This window comes from Inquilinus sp. NPDC058860 (assembly GCF_042743185.1).
Classification (GTDB): Bacteria; Pseudomonadota; Alphaproteobacteria; order DSM-16000; family Inquilinaceae; genus Inquilinus.
Genome location: NZ_JBHYMS010000063.1, coordinates 25,726 through 41,290, shown reverse-complemented (window position 1 = coordinate 41,290; position 15,565 = coordinate 25,726). Strand labels below are relative to the sequence as shown.

The window sequence follows — 15,565 nt, the reverse complement described above, 5'->3', positions numbered from 1 at the left end:
GACCGGGTCCCCGCCCTCCAGGCCGGACTGGAGGCTCGGCTCAAGGAGCCCGACGTCGAGGCGCTGATCGACGCCGAGCCCCCGGTCCGGGCGGCGAAACGCCTCTGCGCCTCCCTCGGCATCGACTTCGACGACGCCTGCCTGGAGCCGGAAAAACCCGACACCGGGTGACCCGCCGGCGGCCGCGTCCCGCGGGGACCGGTCTGTCCATTTTCCTCTGGATCGGCGCGGATGGAGGGGCTCTCCTGTCCGCCGGCGTCGAACCGAGGGAGGGCGGGCATGGGGGATTTCGGGAAGATCGTCGCGCTGGCGGCGGAGCGCCGCGGCGGCATGGACGTGCTCGAACGCGCGCTCGCCGAGACGAAATCGCGGACACCCGCCGAGATCGCCGCCACGCCGGACGACCGCATCCTGGCGGAGATGACGCGGCGCGTCTTCAACGCCGGCTTCGCCTCCAAGGTGATCGCCGCCAAGTGGGACGGCTTCGAGGCCGCCTTCGACGGCTTCGATCCCCGCCGCTGCGCCGCGCTGTCGGAGGAGCGGTTCGACGCGCTGCTGCAGGACAGCCGCATCGTCCGGCACGGCGCCAAGATCCAGTCGGTCGTCGCCAATGCCCGGTTCCTGCTGGACCTGGCGGCCGAACACGGCAGCGCCGCCGCATTCCTGGCGGGCTGGCCGGATTCGGACTATGTCGGCCTGCTCGAGATCCTGAAGAAGCGCGGCAACCGCCTGGGCGGCGACACCGGCATGCGCTTCCTGCGGGCGATCGGCAAGCCGGCCTTCATCCCGACCGGCGATGTCGTGGCGGCGCTGATCCGCGAGGGCGTGCTGACCAAGGCGCCCGGTGGCAAGGGCGACTTCAAGGCGATGCAGCAGGCCTTCAACCGCTGGTCGGCGGAATCGGGCCGCGACCTGACCGAGATCAGCCGCATCCTCGCCATGAGCATCGGCGACGTCGGCCACGGGCGGCCCGGGAGGTATTAAGACTGTCTTGCCCATCCTTATTTGTCATGCCCGGGCTTGACCCGGGCATCCAGAGGGCGTCGACATTCCCTGGATTGCCGGGTCAAGCCCGGCAATGACAGGAAGTGAAAAAGCCAAGCGGTTCAGCATCTTCCCGATAGCCGTGCCTCGGAGCCCACATGCAGCCGATCTACGTGACCTATCTCAACGGCCTCGACATCGAGGCGCTGGCGATCACCGACGACGAGATCCTGCAGGCGATCGAGACCAGCCTGGCGGCGCAGGGCCGCGGCGAGACCGTGATCGAGCCGCGGGTCCATCTCAAGCCCGACCCGCAGGTGCACGGCCATTTCAACGTGCTGCGCGGCGCCATCGGCGCGCCGATCAACGCCGCCGGGGTCAAGGTGGTCGGCGACTATGTCGACAACTACAAGCGCGGCCTGCCGTCGGAGATGGCGATCCTGACCCTGTTCGACCCGGCGACCGGCATGCCGCGGGCGATCCTGGACGCGACCGCGATCACCGACATGCGCACCGGGGCGGTGACCGCGATCGGCGCCAAGCACCTGGCCCGCAAGGGCAGCAAGGTGCTGGGCCATATCGGCGCCCGCGGCACCGCCTATTGGAACGTCCGGCTGCTCGACAGACTGTTCGATTTCGACGAGATCCGCGTTCATTCCCGCCGGCCGGAGAGCCGCGATGCCTTCGCCGAGCGGCTGACCCAGGATCTCGGCAAGCCGGTCCGCGCCACGACGGATTGGGAATCGGCGGTGCGCGGCGCCGACATCGTGGTCGAGGCCTCGCGCCTGCTGCAGCCCGAACCGCTGCTGCGGACCGAGTGGATCGAGCCCGGCGCGCTGGTGGTGCCCTACGGCACGATGAGCGCGGTCGAGCTGTCGCTGACCGACATCATGGCCAAGCTGGTGGTCGACGACTGGGGCCAGTGCCGCACGGGCCAGTTCGGGTCGCTGCGCGCCCATGTCGAGGCCGGCAAGCTGTCCGAGGCGACGCTGCATGCCGAGCTGGGCCAGGTCGTCGCCGGGCTGAAGCCGGGCCGCGAGCGCGAGGACGAGACCATCCTCCTGTGGCACCGCGGCCTCAGCCTCAGCGACATCGCTCTCGGCCACGCCATGCTGGAGAAGGCGAAGCGGCTGGAGATCGGCCAGCGGCTGCGCTTCGCCTGACCATGACCATCCGCCTCGGCGCCGGCCCGCTCTCCACCCGCGACCTCCTCGCCATCGCCCGGAACGGCGCGGCCGTGGCGCTCGACGAGGCCGCCCTGCAGCGGATCGAGGCCGGGCATCGCGCGCTGGAGGCGCTCGCCGCTGCCGGGGCCGCGATCTACGGCGTCAGCACCGGGCTGGGCGCCGCCGTCGACACCAGGATCGCGCCGGACGCCGCGGCGGTGCAGCGCCGCATCCCGCCCGGCCGCGCCGTCGGGGTGGGGCGGGAGGCGCGGGCGGACGAGGTGCGGGCGATCATCGCCGCCCGGCTGGCCGGGCTCTGCTGCGGCCGGTCCGGCGCATCGCGTGCCGTGGCCGAGGCGCTGGCGGCGCTGCTGAACCAGGGCGTCCATCCGGTGGTGCCGATGACCGGCTCGGTCGGCGAGGCCGACCTGCCGCCGCTGTCGCACATCGCCCTGGTGCTACTGGGCCGGGGCGAGGCCGAATTCCAGGGCGAGATCCTGCCGGCCGCCGAGGCGCTGGCCCGCGCCGGCATCGCGCCGCCGGAATTCGGCCTGAAGGACGGGCTGGCCCTGGTCTCGGCCAACGCCGCCTCGGTCGGCGCCGGCGCCCTGGTGGTCGAGGATGCGGCGCAGGCGCTGCGGGCGATGCTGGCCGCAGCCGCGCTGTCCTTCGAGGGCTTCCGCGCCGGTGTCGCCCCGCTCGACCCGCGCGCCGCCGCGCTGCGGCCGGCGCCGGGGCAGGCGGAGGCGGCGCGGTCGATCCTGGCGCTGCTGCAGGGCGGCGGCCTGGTGCGGCCCGGCGCGGCGAGGAAGCTGCAGGACCCGCTCAGCTTCCGCTGCGCGCCCTCGGTGCTGGGCGCCGCCCTGGCCGCGCTGCAGGCGGCGCGAGCCTCGGTCGAGCTGGAGCTGGCGGGAGCCGGAGACAACCCGGCGGTGATCGCCGAGGACGGCGTCGCCCTGCCGAACGCCAATTTCGACCCGACCCATCTGGCCCTGGCCTTCGAGGCGCTGGGCGGGGCGCTGGCGCGGGCGGCGGCGATCTCGGCGGCGCGGATCGTCAAGCTGATGTCGCCGTCCTCCAGCGACCTGCCGCGCTTCCTGGCCCCGGTGCAGGACGGCAGCGCCGGCTACGGCCCGACGCAGAAGACCGCGGCGGCGCTGCTGGCCGAGATCGGCCATCTCGCGGCGCCGATGCCGGTCGCGGTGCTGCCGGTTGCCGACGGGGTCGAGGACTACGCCACCATGGCGACAGCGACCGTCGACAAGACCGCCGGGATCGTGGAGCGGCTGCGGCTGCTGGCGGCGATCGAGCTGATCGTGGCGGCCCAGGCGGTCGACCTGCGGGGCGCACCGTCGCTCGGCCGGGGCACGGCGGCGATCCACGCGGCGGTGCGCGGACTGGTGCCGCGGATGCAGGCCGACCGCCCGGCCGCGCCGGACATCGCGGCGGTCGCCGCCTTCATCGCCGCGGATGGGCTCGAATCCATCCTTATGGAGCGAAGCGGGTGAAGACGTAGTCGTGGTCCTTCACCCCGGCCTCGTGGCAGGCGAAGCAGGTCTCGTGCTGGGCCTGGTCGACCGGCTTGCCGTCGATGAAGCGGCCGAAGCCCCAGCCGCCGGTGGCGGCATAGCGCTTCGAATCCTTGACCATGACCTGGACCGTCGTGGCCGCTCCCGGGACGTAGGCGGGCTCGAACTCGCTGGACTGGACATGCTTCCAAGCCAGCTTGACCAGGATGGTGCCGTCGGGGAAGGGCAGGGTGCCGTCCTGATACGCCTTGATCGCCGTCGGGTTGCCGACCACGACGCGCAGCTCGTTCAGCGGGTCGGACTCATGCGCCGGCGCGATGAACGGCCACTGCCGGTAGCCCTCGGGGATGGTGACCCCGTAGATCGGCGAGGCATTGCCGGCATCGCCGCCCGGCGCGGCCAGCGCGACCGCGACGACGACGGAGGAGGCGAGGGCGGCCCCGGACAGGGCGAGGCGGGCGGGCTTCATCGGAGGGCTCCTGCTTGGCGTGCTGCGGGCATCCAAGCAGGAGCGGGGAAGAACCGCCCGTTAGGAGTTGTGAGCGGCGTTGGCCGCCGCTCAGTTCAGCGGGATCGAGAGGTTCAGCGTCAGGGTCTCGACGCCCGGGTTCACGTCGCCGATGCCGGCGTTGGAGATGTGGTGGAAGGCGGCGCCGATCCGCATCCGGTTGTCGAATTCCCAGGCCGCTTCGATGCCGGTCCGGAATTCGAGGGTCGAGCCCATGTCCCGGCCGTCGCCGTTGAAATAGGCGCCGAGCGCGGCGTTCGGCGACAGGATGAAGTGCTCACCGAAGCGGACGTCGAACATGCCGCCGCCATAGATGTAGGTGGCGGATTCGGTGTTGCCCTCGATGCCGATGAAGGGCCGGATGCGCAGGAATTCCTGGTTGAAGCGCAGTTCCACCCGGCCGATGCCGGCACCGCCCTTGTCGCGGTCCTCGTGGCCCGGCTCGCCCTTGTCGTTCAGGATGTTGTAGTAGCCCGCCCCGAGGGTCAGCGACAGCGGTGCGCCGGTGGCGCCGTTGCCGACCCGGATGTCGCCGATGTCCGAATTCTCGCCGAGGATGCCGGCGGCAAGGACCGCGGCCGAGCCGATGCCGATCCAGATGGGCACCGACGCGGCCTGCGCCGCCTGCACGGATCCGAGCACGACGGCGACCGCCGCGACGCCGGTCAGGAGCTTCTTCATTCTGCACCCTTCATTCCTGCCGGGGCCGGGCCCCGGGGTCCGGGATGATTACGGGCGTGCGAAACCCGACGCAACGCTTTTCCGCCGGCTCATTGCGCCACGGCGGCGGTGTCCGGGCCACTGTCGCCGCGCTGGTCGAGCCGCAGCTCGATACGCCGGTTGCGGCGATAGGCCTCGGGCGTGTTGCCCGGGTCGAGCGGCTGCCACTCGCCGAATCCCGCGGCCGCCATCCGCTGCGGCGGGATGCCCTGGCTCGACAGGAAGTTCAGCACCGACAGCGCCCGGGCGGTCGAGAGCTGCCAGTTGGTGGGGAACGGACCGCCCGTGATCGGCTGCCGGTCGGTGTGGCCGTCGATGCGCAGCAGCCAGTCGACATCGGGCGGGAACTGGGCCGCGATTCGCTTCAGCGTCGCGGCGAAGGCGGCCAGCTGCTCCTCGCCGCCCGGCTGCAGCTCGGCCGAGCCGACCGGGAACAGCACCTCGGACTGGAACACGAAGCGGTCGCCGACCACGCGGACATCCGGCCGGTCGCCGAGCACGTCGCGCAGCCGGCCGAAGAAGGCGGAGCGGGAGCGGCTGAGCTCGTCGACCCGGCGCACCAGCGCCTGGTTGAGGCGCGAGGTCAGGTTGGCGATCTCGACATCCTTGTCGCTGACCGACTTCTCCGAATCGCGCAGCGTGCTCTCGATGTCCGAGAGCTGCCGGCGCAGCGCCGCCGCCTCGGCCGCCAGTTGCTCGCCGCGGCTGCGCTCGCTCTCGCTGGTCGACTTCTCGGTCGTCAGCGCCGCGGTGGCGCGGTCGAGCGTGCCGCTGAGCTCGGCGATGCGGGCGTCGAGCTGCGCCACCCGGGCGGTCAGGTCCTGCACGTCCTTCTGCGAGGCTGCGACCTGCTGCTCCAGCGCCTGGGCGCGGTCCTGCCCGGTCTTGGCGTCCTGTTGCGCGCGGTCTCGCTCGGACCGGGTGCGGTCGAGCTCGGCGCCGAGATCCGAGGCCTCCTTGCGGCTCTGCTCCAGCGCGGTCGAGAGTTGGCCTGCCGTCAGGTCGCGGTCCTGGGTCCCGGTGCGCAGCGTCGCCAGATCGGACTGCAGCTGCGCCAGCTCGCGCCGCTGCCGCTCGATCGTCGCCTGGTTGTCCTGGATCACCCGCGCCGCCTCCTTGAGCTGGGCGTCGCGGTCGGTTGTGCCGCCGGTCAGGGTCTCGATCTGGGCCAGGGCGGTGCGCAGCTGCCGGTCGACGGCGTCGCGGTCCTGCTGGACGGCGGCGAGCCGGTTGCCGAGGTCGGTCCGCTCGCGGGCGCTGCCCTCGAGGTCGGCGGACAGGCGGTCGATGCGGGTCTTCAGGTCGCGGCCGCTGTCCTGCTCCAGCGCCAGCCGGTCGGTCAGCTCGGACACCTGGCGGTTCAGCCGGCCCACGGTCTCGTCGCGGCCGCTGACCACGGTCGACAGGTAGAACTGCGAGGCCAGGAACACCATCAGCAGGAAGATGACGACCATCAGCAGGGAGGACAGCGCATCGACCCAGCCGGGCCAGACATCGATCTGGCGCCGCTCGTTGAGGGAGTACCGGCTGCGCATCGGCATCGCCTGTCAGCGCCCCTCGGTGCCTTCGGCCAGGGCGGCGATGGTGCGGGCCAAAAGCTTGATCTCGCCGCGGATCTCGCCGGACAGCTGGATCCGGCCGGTCGACATCTCCTCGATCATCCGCCGGACGGTGGTGTCCAGGCTGCGGATGTGCTGCCGGGTCGGCTCGTCGATGCCGAAGCGGTCGGATTCGAGCGCGGTGGCCAGGCGGCCCAGCACCGCGGCGGTCGCCTGCTGCCCTTCGGCCAGCCTGGCGGTCAACGCCTGCTGGTTCTGCAGATGGTCGTCGATCGTCGCCAGCTGGGTGGCGACGGCGCCGAGCGCGCCGCCCTGGCCGCGGCGCTCCTCCTCCGCCTGCACGGTCAGGCGGCGCAGCGCGTCGAGGTTCTCCGCGGTCTGCGCGACCACCGATTCGATATAGGCGGGGAACACCGGCTCACCGGCCTCGATCTCATAGCCGCCCTGCTGCGGGCCGGCGGAGAGGCGGGTGCTGGCCGACAGCCAGTCCTCGAGCTCGTTGTAGAAGCGGTTCTGCGCCTGGCTCGCCTGCAGCTCGAGAAATCCCAGGGCCAGCGAGCCGGCGAGGCCGAACAGCGAGGCGCTGAAGGCCGTGCCCATGCCCATCAGCGGCGCCTCCAGCCCGTGCTTCAGCGTGGCGAAGGCGGCGCTGGGATCCGCCGCCTCCATGTCGAGCCCGGCGATCACGCCGCTGGCCGAGCGCACCGTTTCCAGCAGGCCCCAGAAGGTGCCGAGCAGGCCGAGGAAGATCAGGAGGCCGATCAGGTAGCGCGAGATCTCGCGGCTTTCGCTGAGCCGGGCGCCGATGGCGTCGAGCAGCGAGCGCAGCGCCAGCGGCGACAGGCTGAGCTCGCCCTGCTGCTCGGCGATCACCCTCGCGATGGGGGCCAGGAGGCGTGGCTGCACCGGTGCCATCCGGCCGCCCTGGACGCGCTGCGCCAGATGGGCCTCGATCCAGCGGATGTCGGGCTCGAGGTTCAGCACGGCCCGGAAGCAGAACACGATGCCGAACAGCGTGGCACCCAGGATCACGCCGTTCAGCGCCGGATTGGCCATGAAGGCCGTGGACACGCCGGGCGCCAGCACGGCGGCGACGATGGCGACGACGATGACGAAGACCGTCATCCGGACCAGATACCGCCGCGGGCTGGACATCGCCGGGCGCATCGAGGATGGGCGAGCTGCCAGGGCGGTGATCGACATCGGGAGGGCCTTCTACTGGATCCGGAGGTCGACGCGATCCGCGGGTTGGTCCGGCGGCGAGGTGTTGCCCAGCGCGCGCAGGGCGATGCGCTTGCTGTCGACGCCGCGGTCGATCAGGAAGGACCGGATGTTGAGCGCCCGGCTGAGCGAGATGCGGCGGGCGTTGGCCGGGTCCGGCTTCGCCCCGGCAAAGGCCCGGATCTCGATCTGGCTGCCACCGTCGGCGGCCAGCTTCTCGACCAGGCCGGACAGCAGGTCGCCGGCCTCGGTGCCGATCTCCTCGGCGCCGGGGGCGAAGCGGATGCGGAAGCCGTCGCCGACGACCAGGCCGACCATGTCGCCGGGGGCCATCCCCGGCATGGCCTTGACCTTGACGTTCGGGTCGGCGAAGCCGGCGCCCTTGACCACCACGTCGGCGTCATAGGCCGGCGCCGGCTCGTCGACCAGGCCGGGCAGGGACGGGATGGCGGGCTGGGAGGGCTGCACGAACGGGATCGGGCCGGTCACCGGCCCGGCCGAGGTCGGCACCGGCAGCGGCGCCGGCGGAGCGGTCTCGCCGCGGGTCAGGATACGGGTGTCGAGCGGCAGGTCGCCGGTGGCGAGCGGATCCTCCGCCCTGGCGGCGGCCGCGCCCAGGATCAGGGCGGCGGGAAGAACCATGACCGCCGTGCGGGCCCATGCCCGCCGGCCGGTCTGCTGACGATGGGCCAAGCCGAACCTCACAACGCTACGGACCATGGATCATACACCCGCATGCAACGGGGCGGACCATAGCCTAGCGGAGGAGGGCGAAACAATCGCCATCCGGCGCGGGTTGGATCGCCTTTGTCACAAAGGCGGGCTAGGACGCGGCCGCGGCCTTTGGTGCCCGCGGGGCGCGGGCCTTGGCGATCGCCATGGCCAGGGTCTTGTGGATCAGCGCGTTGCCGGCGACCGCCGTGTCGGCGGTCAGGGCCGGGCCCTTGCCGTCGATGTCGGTGACGAAGCCGCCCGCCTCCTGCACCAGGACGATGCCGGCCGCGATGTCCCACGGGTTCAGCCCGGTCTCCCAGAAGCCGTCGAAGCGGCCGGCGGCGACATAGGCGAGGTCGAGCGACGCCGCACCCATGCGGCGGATGCCGGCGACATGCGGCATGATCATCTGCAGCTCGCGCTGATAGGCGATGCTGTCGCCGCGGCCCATGAACGGCATGCCGGTGCCGATCAGCGCGTCCGGCAGGTTCTTGCGGGCGGAGACGCGCAGGCGCCGGTCGTTGAGGAAGGCGCCGGCGCCCTTCTCGGCCCAGTACAGCTCGTCGCTCACCGGGTTGTAGATCACCCCGGCCACCGGCACGCCTTCCTGCTCCAGCGCGATCGAGATCGCGAAATGCGGGATGCCGTGCAGGAAGTTGGTGGTGCCGTCGAGCGGGTCGACGACCCAGCGGCGGTCCTTGTCCTCGCCCTCGATCACGCCGCCTTCTTCCATCAGCCAGCCGAAGCGCGGGCGGGCGCGCGTCAGCTCCTGGCGCAGGGTCTCCTCGGCCTTCAGGTCCGCGGCCGAGACGAAGTCGGCGGGGCCCTTGCGGCTGACCTGCAGGTTCTCGACCTCGCCGAAATCTCGGACGAGGCCGCGCCCGGCCTTCTGGGCCGCGCGGATCATGACGGTGATGAGGGGGGAACGTCCGGCCATAAGAGGAGATCAGTCCTTCGCGCGCTCGAGATAGGTGCCGTCGGCCGTGTTGATGACGATCCGGGTGCCCGAGGCGATGTGCGGCGGCACCATCACGCGGACGCCGTTCTCCAGCACCGCCGGCTTGTAGGAGGAGGAGGCGGTCTGCCCCTTCACCACCGGATCGGCCTCGGCGATCGTCATGGTGACGGTCTGCGGCAGCTCGAGCGACAGCGGCGCGCCTTCATACATCGTCACGGTGCAGACCATGCCTTCCTGCAGGAAGCGCGCTGGCTCGCCGACCACGTCGACCGGGACCTGGGTCTGCTCGAAGCTCTCATTGTCCATGAAGGTGAAGTGATCGCCTTCCTGGTACAGGAACTGCATCTCGTGCTCGTCCAGCCGGGCCCGCTCGACCGTCTCCTGGGTGCGGAACCGCTGCTGCGTCTTGGTGCCGGTGCGGGCGTCGCGCATCTCGACCTGGATGATGGCGTTGCCCTTGCCCGGCTGAATGATCTCGATCTTGGTCACCAGCATCAGCTTGCCCTCGTATTCGAGGACATTGCCCGGCCGGATCGTGATGGCGTTGACCTTCATGGCGGATCTTCTGCAGATAAATGCGTTTCGCGCCCCACTGGCGCGCCGGGGCGGCACGACAGGGCGGCGCGATGGGCGCGGACCCTAGCAGCAAGTCCCGCCAAGGGCAAATGTCGAGTCGGCTGCGCCGGCCGGCGCGACCTGCTATCGAAGCAGGATGACTGGATCGGACACGACCATGACGACGGGACCGGGCATTCGGGGCCTGCGCGGCCGCTGGTGGCAGAGCGGAGTCTATGCCCGCAAGCGGCCTTTCCTGGAGGCGCGGGCGCGGATCACGGCGGCCGTCCGGCAGGTCTTCGCCGAGCGCGGCTTCTTCGAGGTCGACACCCCGGCGCTGCAGGTCTCGCCGGGGCTGGAACCGCATCTGGTCGCCTTCTCGACCGAGCTGCGCGGGCCGCATCCGGACGACGCGCAGCGGCTGTACCTGCACACCAGCCCCGAATTCGCGATGAAGAAGCTGCTCGCCGCCGGGCTGGAGCGGATCTTCCAGCTGAGCCATGTGTTCCGCAACGCCGAGCGCTCCGCCACCCATCACCCGGAATTCACCATGATCGAATGGTACCGGGCGGGCGAGGGGTACCGGGTGCTGATCGACGATTGCCGCGCCTTGTTCCAGGCGGCGGCGCGGGCGGCGGGCCGCGACCGGCTGAGCTGGCGCGGGCAGGCGTGCGACCCCTTCGCCGAATGGCGGGTGCTGACGGTGCAGCAGGCGTTCCTGGAATTCACCGGCATCGACCTGCTGGCGACGGCGCCGGACCCACTTGATCCCAACCTGGCCCTGCTGAACGCGGCGACCACGGCGATCGGCATCCCGGCGCGCGAGGGCGACCGCTGGGACGACCTGTTCTTCCGCGTCTTCCTGGAGCGGATCGAGCCCCGGCTCGGCCTCGGCAGCCCCTGCGTGCTGACGGAATACCCGGTGTCGATGGCGGCGCTGTCGCGGCCGAACCCGGCCGACCCGCGCACCGCCGAGCGATTCGAGCTCTATGTCGCCGGGCTCGAGCTGGCGAACGCCTTCGGCGAGCTGACCGATGCCGCCGCGCAGCAGGCGCGGTTCGAGGCCGATATGGACCTGAAGCAGCAGCTCTACGGCGTGCGCTACCCGATCGACGAGGACTTCCTGGCGGCGCTCGACCCGGACCGCGGCGGCGGCCTTCCCGACTGCAGCGGGATCGCGCTAGGCTTCGACCGCCTGGTGATGCTCGCGACCGGGGCGGACCACATCGATGACGTGCTCTGGGCGCCCGTCATCGGAACGATGGTCGCACGCTGAGGGTTTCGGCCGGGCACCCGAGGGGCTGTTTGGCACCTTTGTAGGCCGTCGATCCGGAGTTCTTGATGATCCTGCATCCCGACTGCGAGGCGTATCTGGAGGCGGTGGAACGGTGGCGGGAGAAGACGAGCATCCAGTCCTGGGCCGATATCGGGGCGGACCGGGCCAAGGCGGTGTTCAGCGAGCTGAAGCTGTCAAGGATGCCGACGCTGCCGGAGATGGACCTCGTCGAGGACTATGAGATCGAGGGTCGGGCCGGGCCCCGCCGGCTGCGCATCCTGCGGCCGAAGGGGGCGGGGGGGCGCCCGCTGCCGGTCGCGCTCTACTTCCATGGCGAGGGCTATGTCCTCGGCGGCATCGAGGAGAGCGAGGACGAAGCCCGGCGGATCGCCGCCAACACGCCGGCGCTGGTGATCTCGGCCAGCTACCGCCTCGGCCCCGACCACCCGTTCCCCGCGGCGATCGACGACGCCTATGACGCGCTGCTCTGGGCCGCGCATCACGCCGCGGGCTTCGGCGGGGATCCGCGCCGGCTGATGGTCGGCGGCACCAGTTCCGGCGCCGGCCTCGCCGCCGCGATCAGCCGGCTGGCGGCGACCGAGAACGGGCCGCGCATCGCGCTGACCTATCTGCTGTGCCCCTGGCTCGACCTGACCATGAGCCAGCATTCGGTGCTGGATTACGGCGAGGGCTACGGCCTGGACCGGACCGATCTCGAATGGTTCCGGCAATGCTATCTCGGGCCGGACGAGGCGCCGGACCACCCGCTGGCCTCGCCGATCCTGCACCCGGTGCCGCCGCGGCTGCCGAAGACCTTCGTGCTCGCGGCGGAATGCGACCCGCTGCGCGACGAGGCGCGGGTCTATGCCCGGATGCTGAAGGAGGCGAAGGTGCCGGTCACCTATGTGATGGCGCCCGGCATGATCCACGCCTTCAACGCCCTGATCCACCTGATCCCCGGCGGCCTGCCGCAGATCGCCGCGATCGACGAGGCGCTCAGAGGAGTATGAAGGCCGACGGACGGGCGGGCTGAGATCGGCATTGATGCCGTCCGGGCGTTCGGGCAACTCTCATCGGTCCGGTGCACCTTCGTTGGCCCGCCCCGGCGATGCGGCTCGCTGCCGCCCTGGGCGATCGACACCGGCGGCGTCCAAGCCGGGCGGCCCGGACTTCAGTAGATCTCGAAATACTCCTGGTGCTCCCAGTCGGTGACGCTCGCCAGGAAGCGGCCGACCTCGAACTCCTTGAGGGCGGCGAGATAGGTGCCGAGATGCCGGCCCAGCGCGGCCTGCAGGATCTCGTCCTGCCGGAACGCGTCGATCGCCTCCATCAGGCTGCGCGGCAGGCGCGGCTGCCCGCCCTGGTAGCCCGCGCTCGCCGGCGGTCCGGCGTCGAGCCCGCGTTCGATGCCGTCGAGCCCGGCGATGATCTGCGAGGCGATGTAGAGATAGGGGTTGGCGCAGGGCTCGCCGACGCGGTTCTCGATGTGGATCTGGCCGCTCTGTCGCGCCCCCACGATGCGCAGCATGGTGCCGCGGTTCTCATGCCCCCAGTTGGCGTGGCACGGCGCCAGGCTGTCCGGCCGGTAGCGCTTGTATCCGTTGATCGTCGGCGTGGTCATGAGCGCGGTCCCGGCGGCATGCGCCAGCAGCCCGGCGAGATAGCGCATGCCGACGCCGGACAGCGGGCCCGGACCGCTGCCGTCGCCGACGAAGGCGTTGGAGCCGGTCCGGAGATCCTGGAGCGACTGGTGCAGGTGCCATCCGCTCGCCAGCGCGTTCGGGATCTTCGGAAGGGTCATGAAGGTGGCGTGGCAGCCACGGCGGCGGCAGAGCTGCTTGACCGCGCCCCGCAGCAGCAGCATGGCATCCGCGGCGGCGAGCGCCGGCATCGGCTGGAAGGTGATCTCGCATTGCCCGGGCCCCCATTCCGCGTCGAGGCCGGCGAGCGGAAGCCCCATGTCGAGCATGGCGGACCGGATCGCCGCCAGCACGTCCTCCAGCTCGTCGGTGCGGTTCTCGGACATGTACTGGTAGCCATGTGCGAGATTCGCGACCGCGGGAGGAGCGGGCGGATTGCCGGACTCTTCCGGGCTGAGACGGGCGTCGGCCAGCCTGAAGACGTGGAACTCGACCTCCAGGCCGATGATCGGCTCGAAGCCGGCCTGGTTCAGCCGGGCGATCTGGCGCTTGAGGAACTGGCGGGTGCACAGGGGGTCGGGCTCGCCGTCCTGCAGATGCATGTCGCCGAGAACCCAGGCGGTGCCGTCCAGCCAGGGCAGCCTGCGGCAGGTCGACGGATCCGGCATCAGCACGACATCCGGCAGCCCCGATATCCCCGGCAGGTCCAGATGGTTGCCGGCGGCGAACGGGTAGAGGATCGGGTGGTTGGTCGTGTCGAAGATGGTGAGGCTCGGGAAGTCCTTGCCGCTGTCGACGCAGTCGAGGAATTCCCGCGTCGTCAGGGTCTTGCTGCGGACGATGCCGTGCTGGTCGCCCCAGCCGAGGCGGACCTGGCGGATGGCATGTTCCTGCAGGTCGCGCTCGAGCCGGGCGAGCGGCGATGCGGAATCGTCCTGGTTCCGAGGCATGGTCGACCCTCCGTCCATCCCGCGGGCCCGCCCCGGCTGTTGTCCGCCTGTGGGACGGGGCTCCCATCCGGCAGTCTCGCAGATCTTTCCGCGAATACCAGATCCTCAGTCGGTCGACCGGTCCGTCGTTGGAGCAGCCCTCCGGCCCCGATCCTGCGCCGGATGGGGGAGGCCGACGGCTATCCGAAATCCTGCTCGACCCGGAACCGCGTGCCGACCACCGCGGCGATGCGGATGCGGGTGCCGGCGGGCAGGTCCGGGCCTTCCACGCCCCAGGTCGCGTCCGCGATCCGGATGCGGCCGACGCCGTTGGCGATCGGCTCGGTCAGCGTCACGATGCGGCCGACATACTGCTCTCCGCGGCGGTTCAGCGTCGGCTGGTCGCTGGCCTCGGTCTGCGGCTTCAGCCAGGCGCGCCAGGCGACGACGCTGACCACCGACAGCACGGCGAAGATCAGCACCTGAAACTCCCAGCCGATCGGGAACAGCCAGGACAGCAGGCCGACCACGCCGGCGGAGATGGCGAGCCAGAGGAAGAAGGTGGCGGGCACCATCACCTCGAGAATCAGCACCACTACGCCGGCGATCCACCACCACCAGAATTCCGGGCCCTGGACGATCATGCCTTCGGTCCCCACGGCCCGCCTTCGGGCGCCGCTGCGGCAGACCCGGCGGGCGGGCGGCGGGGCGGGGATGCCGGCGGCGGGGCGCCGTCAGCTCGGGAGCCGGAGGGGCCGAAGGCCTCGCGCGCGATCTCGGCGATGCCGCCGATGGCGCCGATCACGCTCGACGCCTCGATCGGCATGAACAGCACCTTCTGGTTCGGCGCGCTGGCGATCGCCTTCAGCGAATCGACGTATTTGGTGGCGACGAAATAGTTGATCGCCTGGACACTGCCGGCGGCGATCGCCTCGCTGACCGCGGTGGTCGCCTTGGCCTCGGCCTCGGCCGAACGCTCGCGCGCCTCGGCGTCGCGGAAGGCGGCCTCGCGCCGGCCCTCGGCCTCCAGGATCGCCGCCTGCTTCAGGCCCTCGGCGCGCAGGATCTGCGCCTGCCGGGTGCCCTCGGCCTCGAGGATGGTGGCGCGGCGGTCGCGCTCGGCCTTCATCTGCCGGCCCATGCTTTCGACCAGGTCGCGCGGCGGAGTGATGTCGCGGATCTCGATGCGGGTGACCTTGACCCCCCAGGGCTCGGTGGCGTCGTCGACCACCTTCATCAGCTTGACGTTGATCTGGTCGCGGTTGGACAGCAGCTCGTCCAGGTCCATCGAGCCCATCACCGTGCGGATGTTGGTCATGGTCAGGTTGATGATCGCCGATTCGAGATTGCCGACCTCGTAGGCCGCCTTGGCGGCATCCAGCACCTGGTAGAAGATCACGCCGTCGACCGTCACCATGGCGTTGTCCTTGGTGATGACCTCCTGCTGCGGCACCTCCAGCACGGTCTCCATCATCGACAGCTTGGCGCCGATCTGGTCGACGAACGGGACGATCAGGTTCAGGCCGGGGCGCAGGGTGCGGGTGTAGCGGCCGAACCGCTCCACCGTCCATTCGCGGCCCTGGGGCACCGACTTGACGCCCATGAAGATGACGAGGATCGCCAGGACCAGGATGGCCAGGACGATGATCGCAAAGGGCGAGACCGACATGATGGAATTCCGCTCCTCTTGGCGCGGCCGCAGTGTGCCATAGCGGCCACAGGGCCGGCCGGATTATTTCGCCGGAACTTTGTGGCGGAATCGCAGCGAGGCGGCAGCGGGGAGGGCGACCCGAGGCGGGTTGCGCG

General features: G+C 70.9%; 15 protein-coding genes. 5 read left to right on the top strand and 10 right to left on the bottom strand.

What is annotated here, in order from left to right; all coding sequences use genetic code 11:
• Nucleotides 1–279 precede the first annotated feature (279 nt).
• The 3 genes from ACFW16_RS30410 (at nucleotide 280) to hutH (ending at nucleotide 3,658) form a co-directional block, all read left to right on the top strand.
• A complete protein-coding gene (locus ACFW16_RS30410) occupies nucleotides 280–984 on the top strand; it encodes a DNA-3-methyladenine glycosylase I (protein WP_380312314.1) in 705 nt (234 codons plus the stop codon).
• A gap of 158 nt (nucleotides 985–1,142) precedes the next feature.
• Nucleotides 1,143–2,147 (top strand): ornithine cyclodeaminase family protein, encoded by a 1,005-nt coding sequence (locus ACFW16_RS30405; RefSeq protein WP_380312312.1) that lies wholly within the window; start codon nucleotides 1,143–1,145, stop codon nucleotides 2,145–2,147.
• Between the two features lie 2 nt (nucleotides 2,148–2,149).
• Nucleotides 2,150–3,658, top strand: coding sequence for a histidine ammonia-lyase (hutH, locus tag ACFW16_RS30400; protein WP_380312310.1), 1,509 nt, complete (start codon nucleotides 2,150–2,152; stop codon nucleotides 3,656–3,658).
• On the opposite strand, the gene ACFW16_RS30395 is transcribed toward hutH, so the two are convergent.
• The 7 genes from ACFW16_RS30395 to efp form a co-directional block, all read right to left on the bottom strand.
• On the bottom strand, nucleotides 3,639–4,148 hold the full coding sequence (locus ACFW16_RS30395) for a cytochrome P460 family protein (RefSeq protein WP_380312308.1): 510 nt from the start codon (nucleotides 4,146–4,148) through the stop codon (nucleotides 3,639–3,641). The genes hutH and ACFW16_RS30395 overlap by 20 nt on opposite strands.
• 90 nt (nucleotides 4,149–4,238) lie before the next feature.
• Nucleotides 4,239–4,868 (bottom strand): acyloxyacyl hydrolase, encoded by a 630-nt coding sequence (locus ACFW16_RS30390; protein WP_380312306.1) that lies wholly within the window; start codon nucleotides 4,866–4,868, stop codon nucleotides 4,239–4,241.
• Nucleotides 4,869–4,957: 89 nt separating this feature from the next.
• The gene (locus ACFW16_RS30385) at nucleotides 4,958–6,442 is read right to left on the bottom strand and encodes a peptidoglycan -binding protein (protein ID WP_380312303.1); all 1,485 of its coding nucleotides are present in this window, start codon (nucleotides 6,440–6,442) and stop codon (nucleotides 4,958–4,960) included.
• A 12-nt stretch (nucleotides 6,443–6,454) separates the two neighbouring features.
• The gene (locus ACFW16_RS30380) at nucleotides 6,455–7,669 is read right to left on the bottom strand and encodes a flagellar motor protein MotA (RefSeq protein ID WP_380312301.1); all 1,215 of its coding nucleotides are present in this window, start codon (nucleotides 7,667–7,669) and stop codon (nucleotides 6,455–6,457) included.
• Between the two features lie 12 nt (nucleotides 7,670–7,681).
• Entirely contained in the window at nucleotides 7,682–8,329 is a 648-nt protein-coding gene (locus tag ACFW16_RS30375; protein ID WP_380312299.1) for an OmpA family protein, read from the bottom strand.
• A 181-nt stretch (nucleotides 8,330–8,510) separates the two neighbouring features.
• Nucleotides 8,511–9,338, bottom strand: coding sequence for an inositol monophosphatase family protein (locus tag ACFW16_RS30370; RefSeq protein ID WP_380312297.1), 828 nt, complete (start codon nucleotides 9,336–9,338; stop codon nucleotides 8,511–8,513).
• A gap of 9 nt (nucleotides 9,339–9,347) precedes the next feature.
• Entirely contained in the window at nucleotides 9,348–9,914 is a 567-nt protein-coding gene (gene efp / locus ACFW16_RS30365) for an elongation factor P (RefSeq protein WP_380312295.1), read from the bottom strand.
• 178 nt (nucleotides 9,915–10,092) lie between these two features.
• Between efp and epmA the strand changes: the two genes are divergently transcribed.
• Complete coding sequence (gene epmA, locus ACFW16_RS30360) at nucleotides 10,093–11,190, top strand: EF-P lysine aminoacylase EpmA (protein ID WP_380312293.1); 1,098 nt, start codon at nucleotides 10,093–10,095, stop codon at nucleotides 11,188–11,190.
• Between the two features lie 65 nt (nucleotides 11,191–11,255).
• The gene (locus ACFW16_RS30355; RefSeq protein ID WP_380312291.1) at nucleotides 11,256–12,200 is read left to right on the top strand and encodes an alpha/beta hydrolase; all 945 of its coding nucleotides are present in this window, start codon (nucleotides 11,256–11,258) and stop codon (nucleotides 12,198–12,200) included.
• Nucleotides 12,201–12,361: 161 nt separating this feature from the next.
• On the opposite strand, the gene ACFW16_RS30350 is transcribed toward ACFW16_RS30355, so the two are convergent.
• The 3 genes from ACFW16_RS30350 to ACFW16_RS30340 form a co-directional block, all read right to left on the bottom strand.
• Nucleotides 12,362–13,780, bottom strand: a complete 1,419-nt coding sequence (locus tag ACFW16_RS30350; protein WP_380312289.1) for a glutamine synthetase family protein — start codon at nucleotides 13,778–13,780, stop codon at nucleotides 12,362–12,364.
• Nucleotides 13,781–13,959: 179 nt separating this feature from the next.
• A complete protein-coding gene (locus ACFW16_RS30345) occupies nucleotides 13,960–14,403 on the bottom strand; it encodes an NfeD family protein (RefSeq protein WP_380312286.1) in 444 nt (147 codons plus the stop codon).
• On the bottom strand, nucleotides 14,400–15,428 hold the full coding sequence (locus ACFW16_RS30340; protein WP_380312284.1) for an SPFH domain-containing protein: 1,029 nt from the start codon (nucleotides 15,426–15,428) through the stop codon (nucleotides 14,400–14,402). The genes ACFW16_RS30345 and ACFW16_RS30340 overlap by 4 nt, the downstream gene beginning before the upstream one ends.
• Between the last annotated feature and the right edge of the window lie 137 nt (nucleotides 15,429–15,565).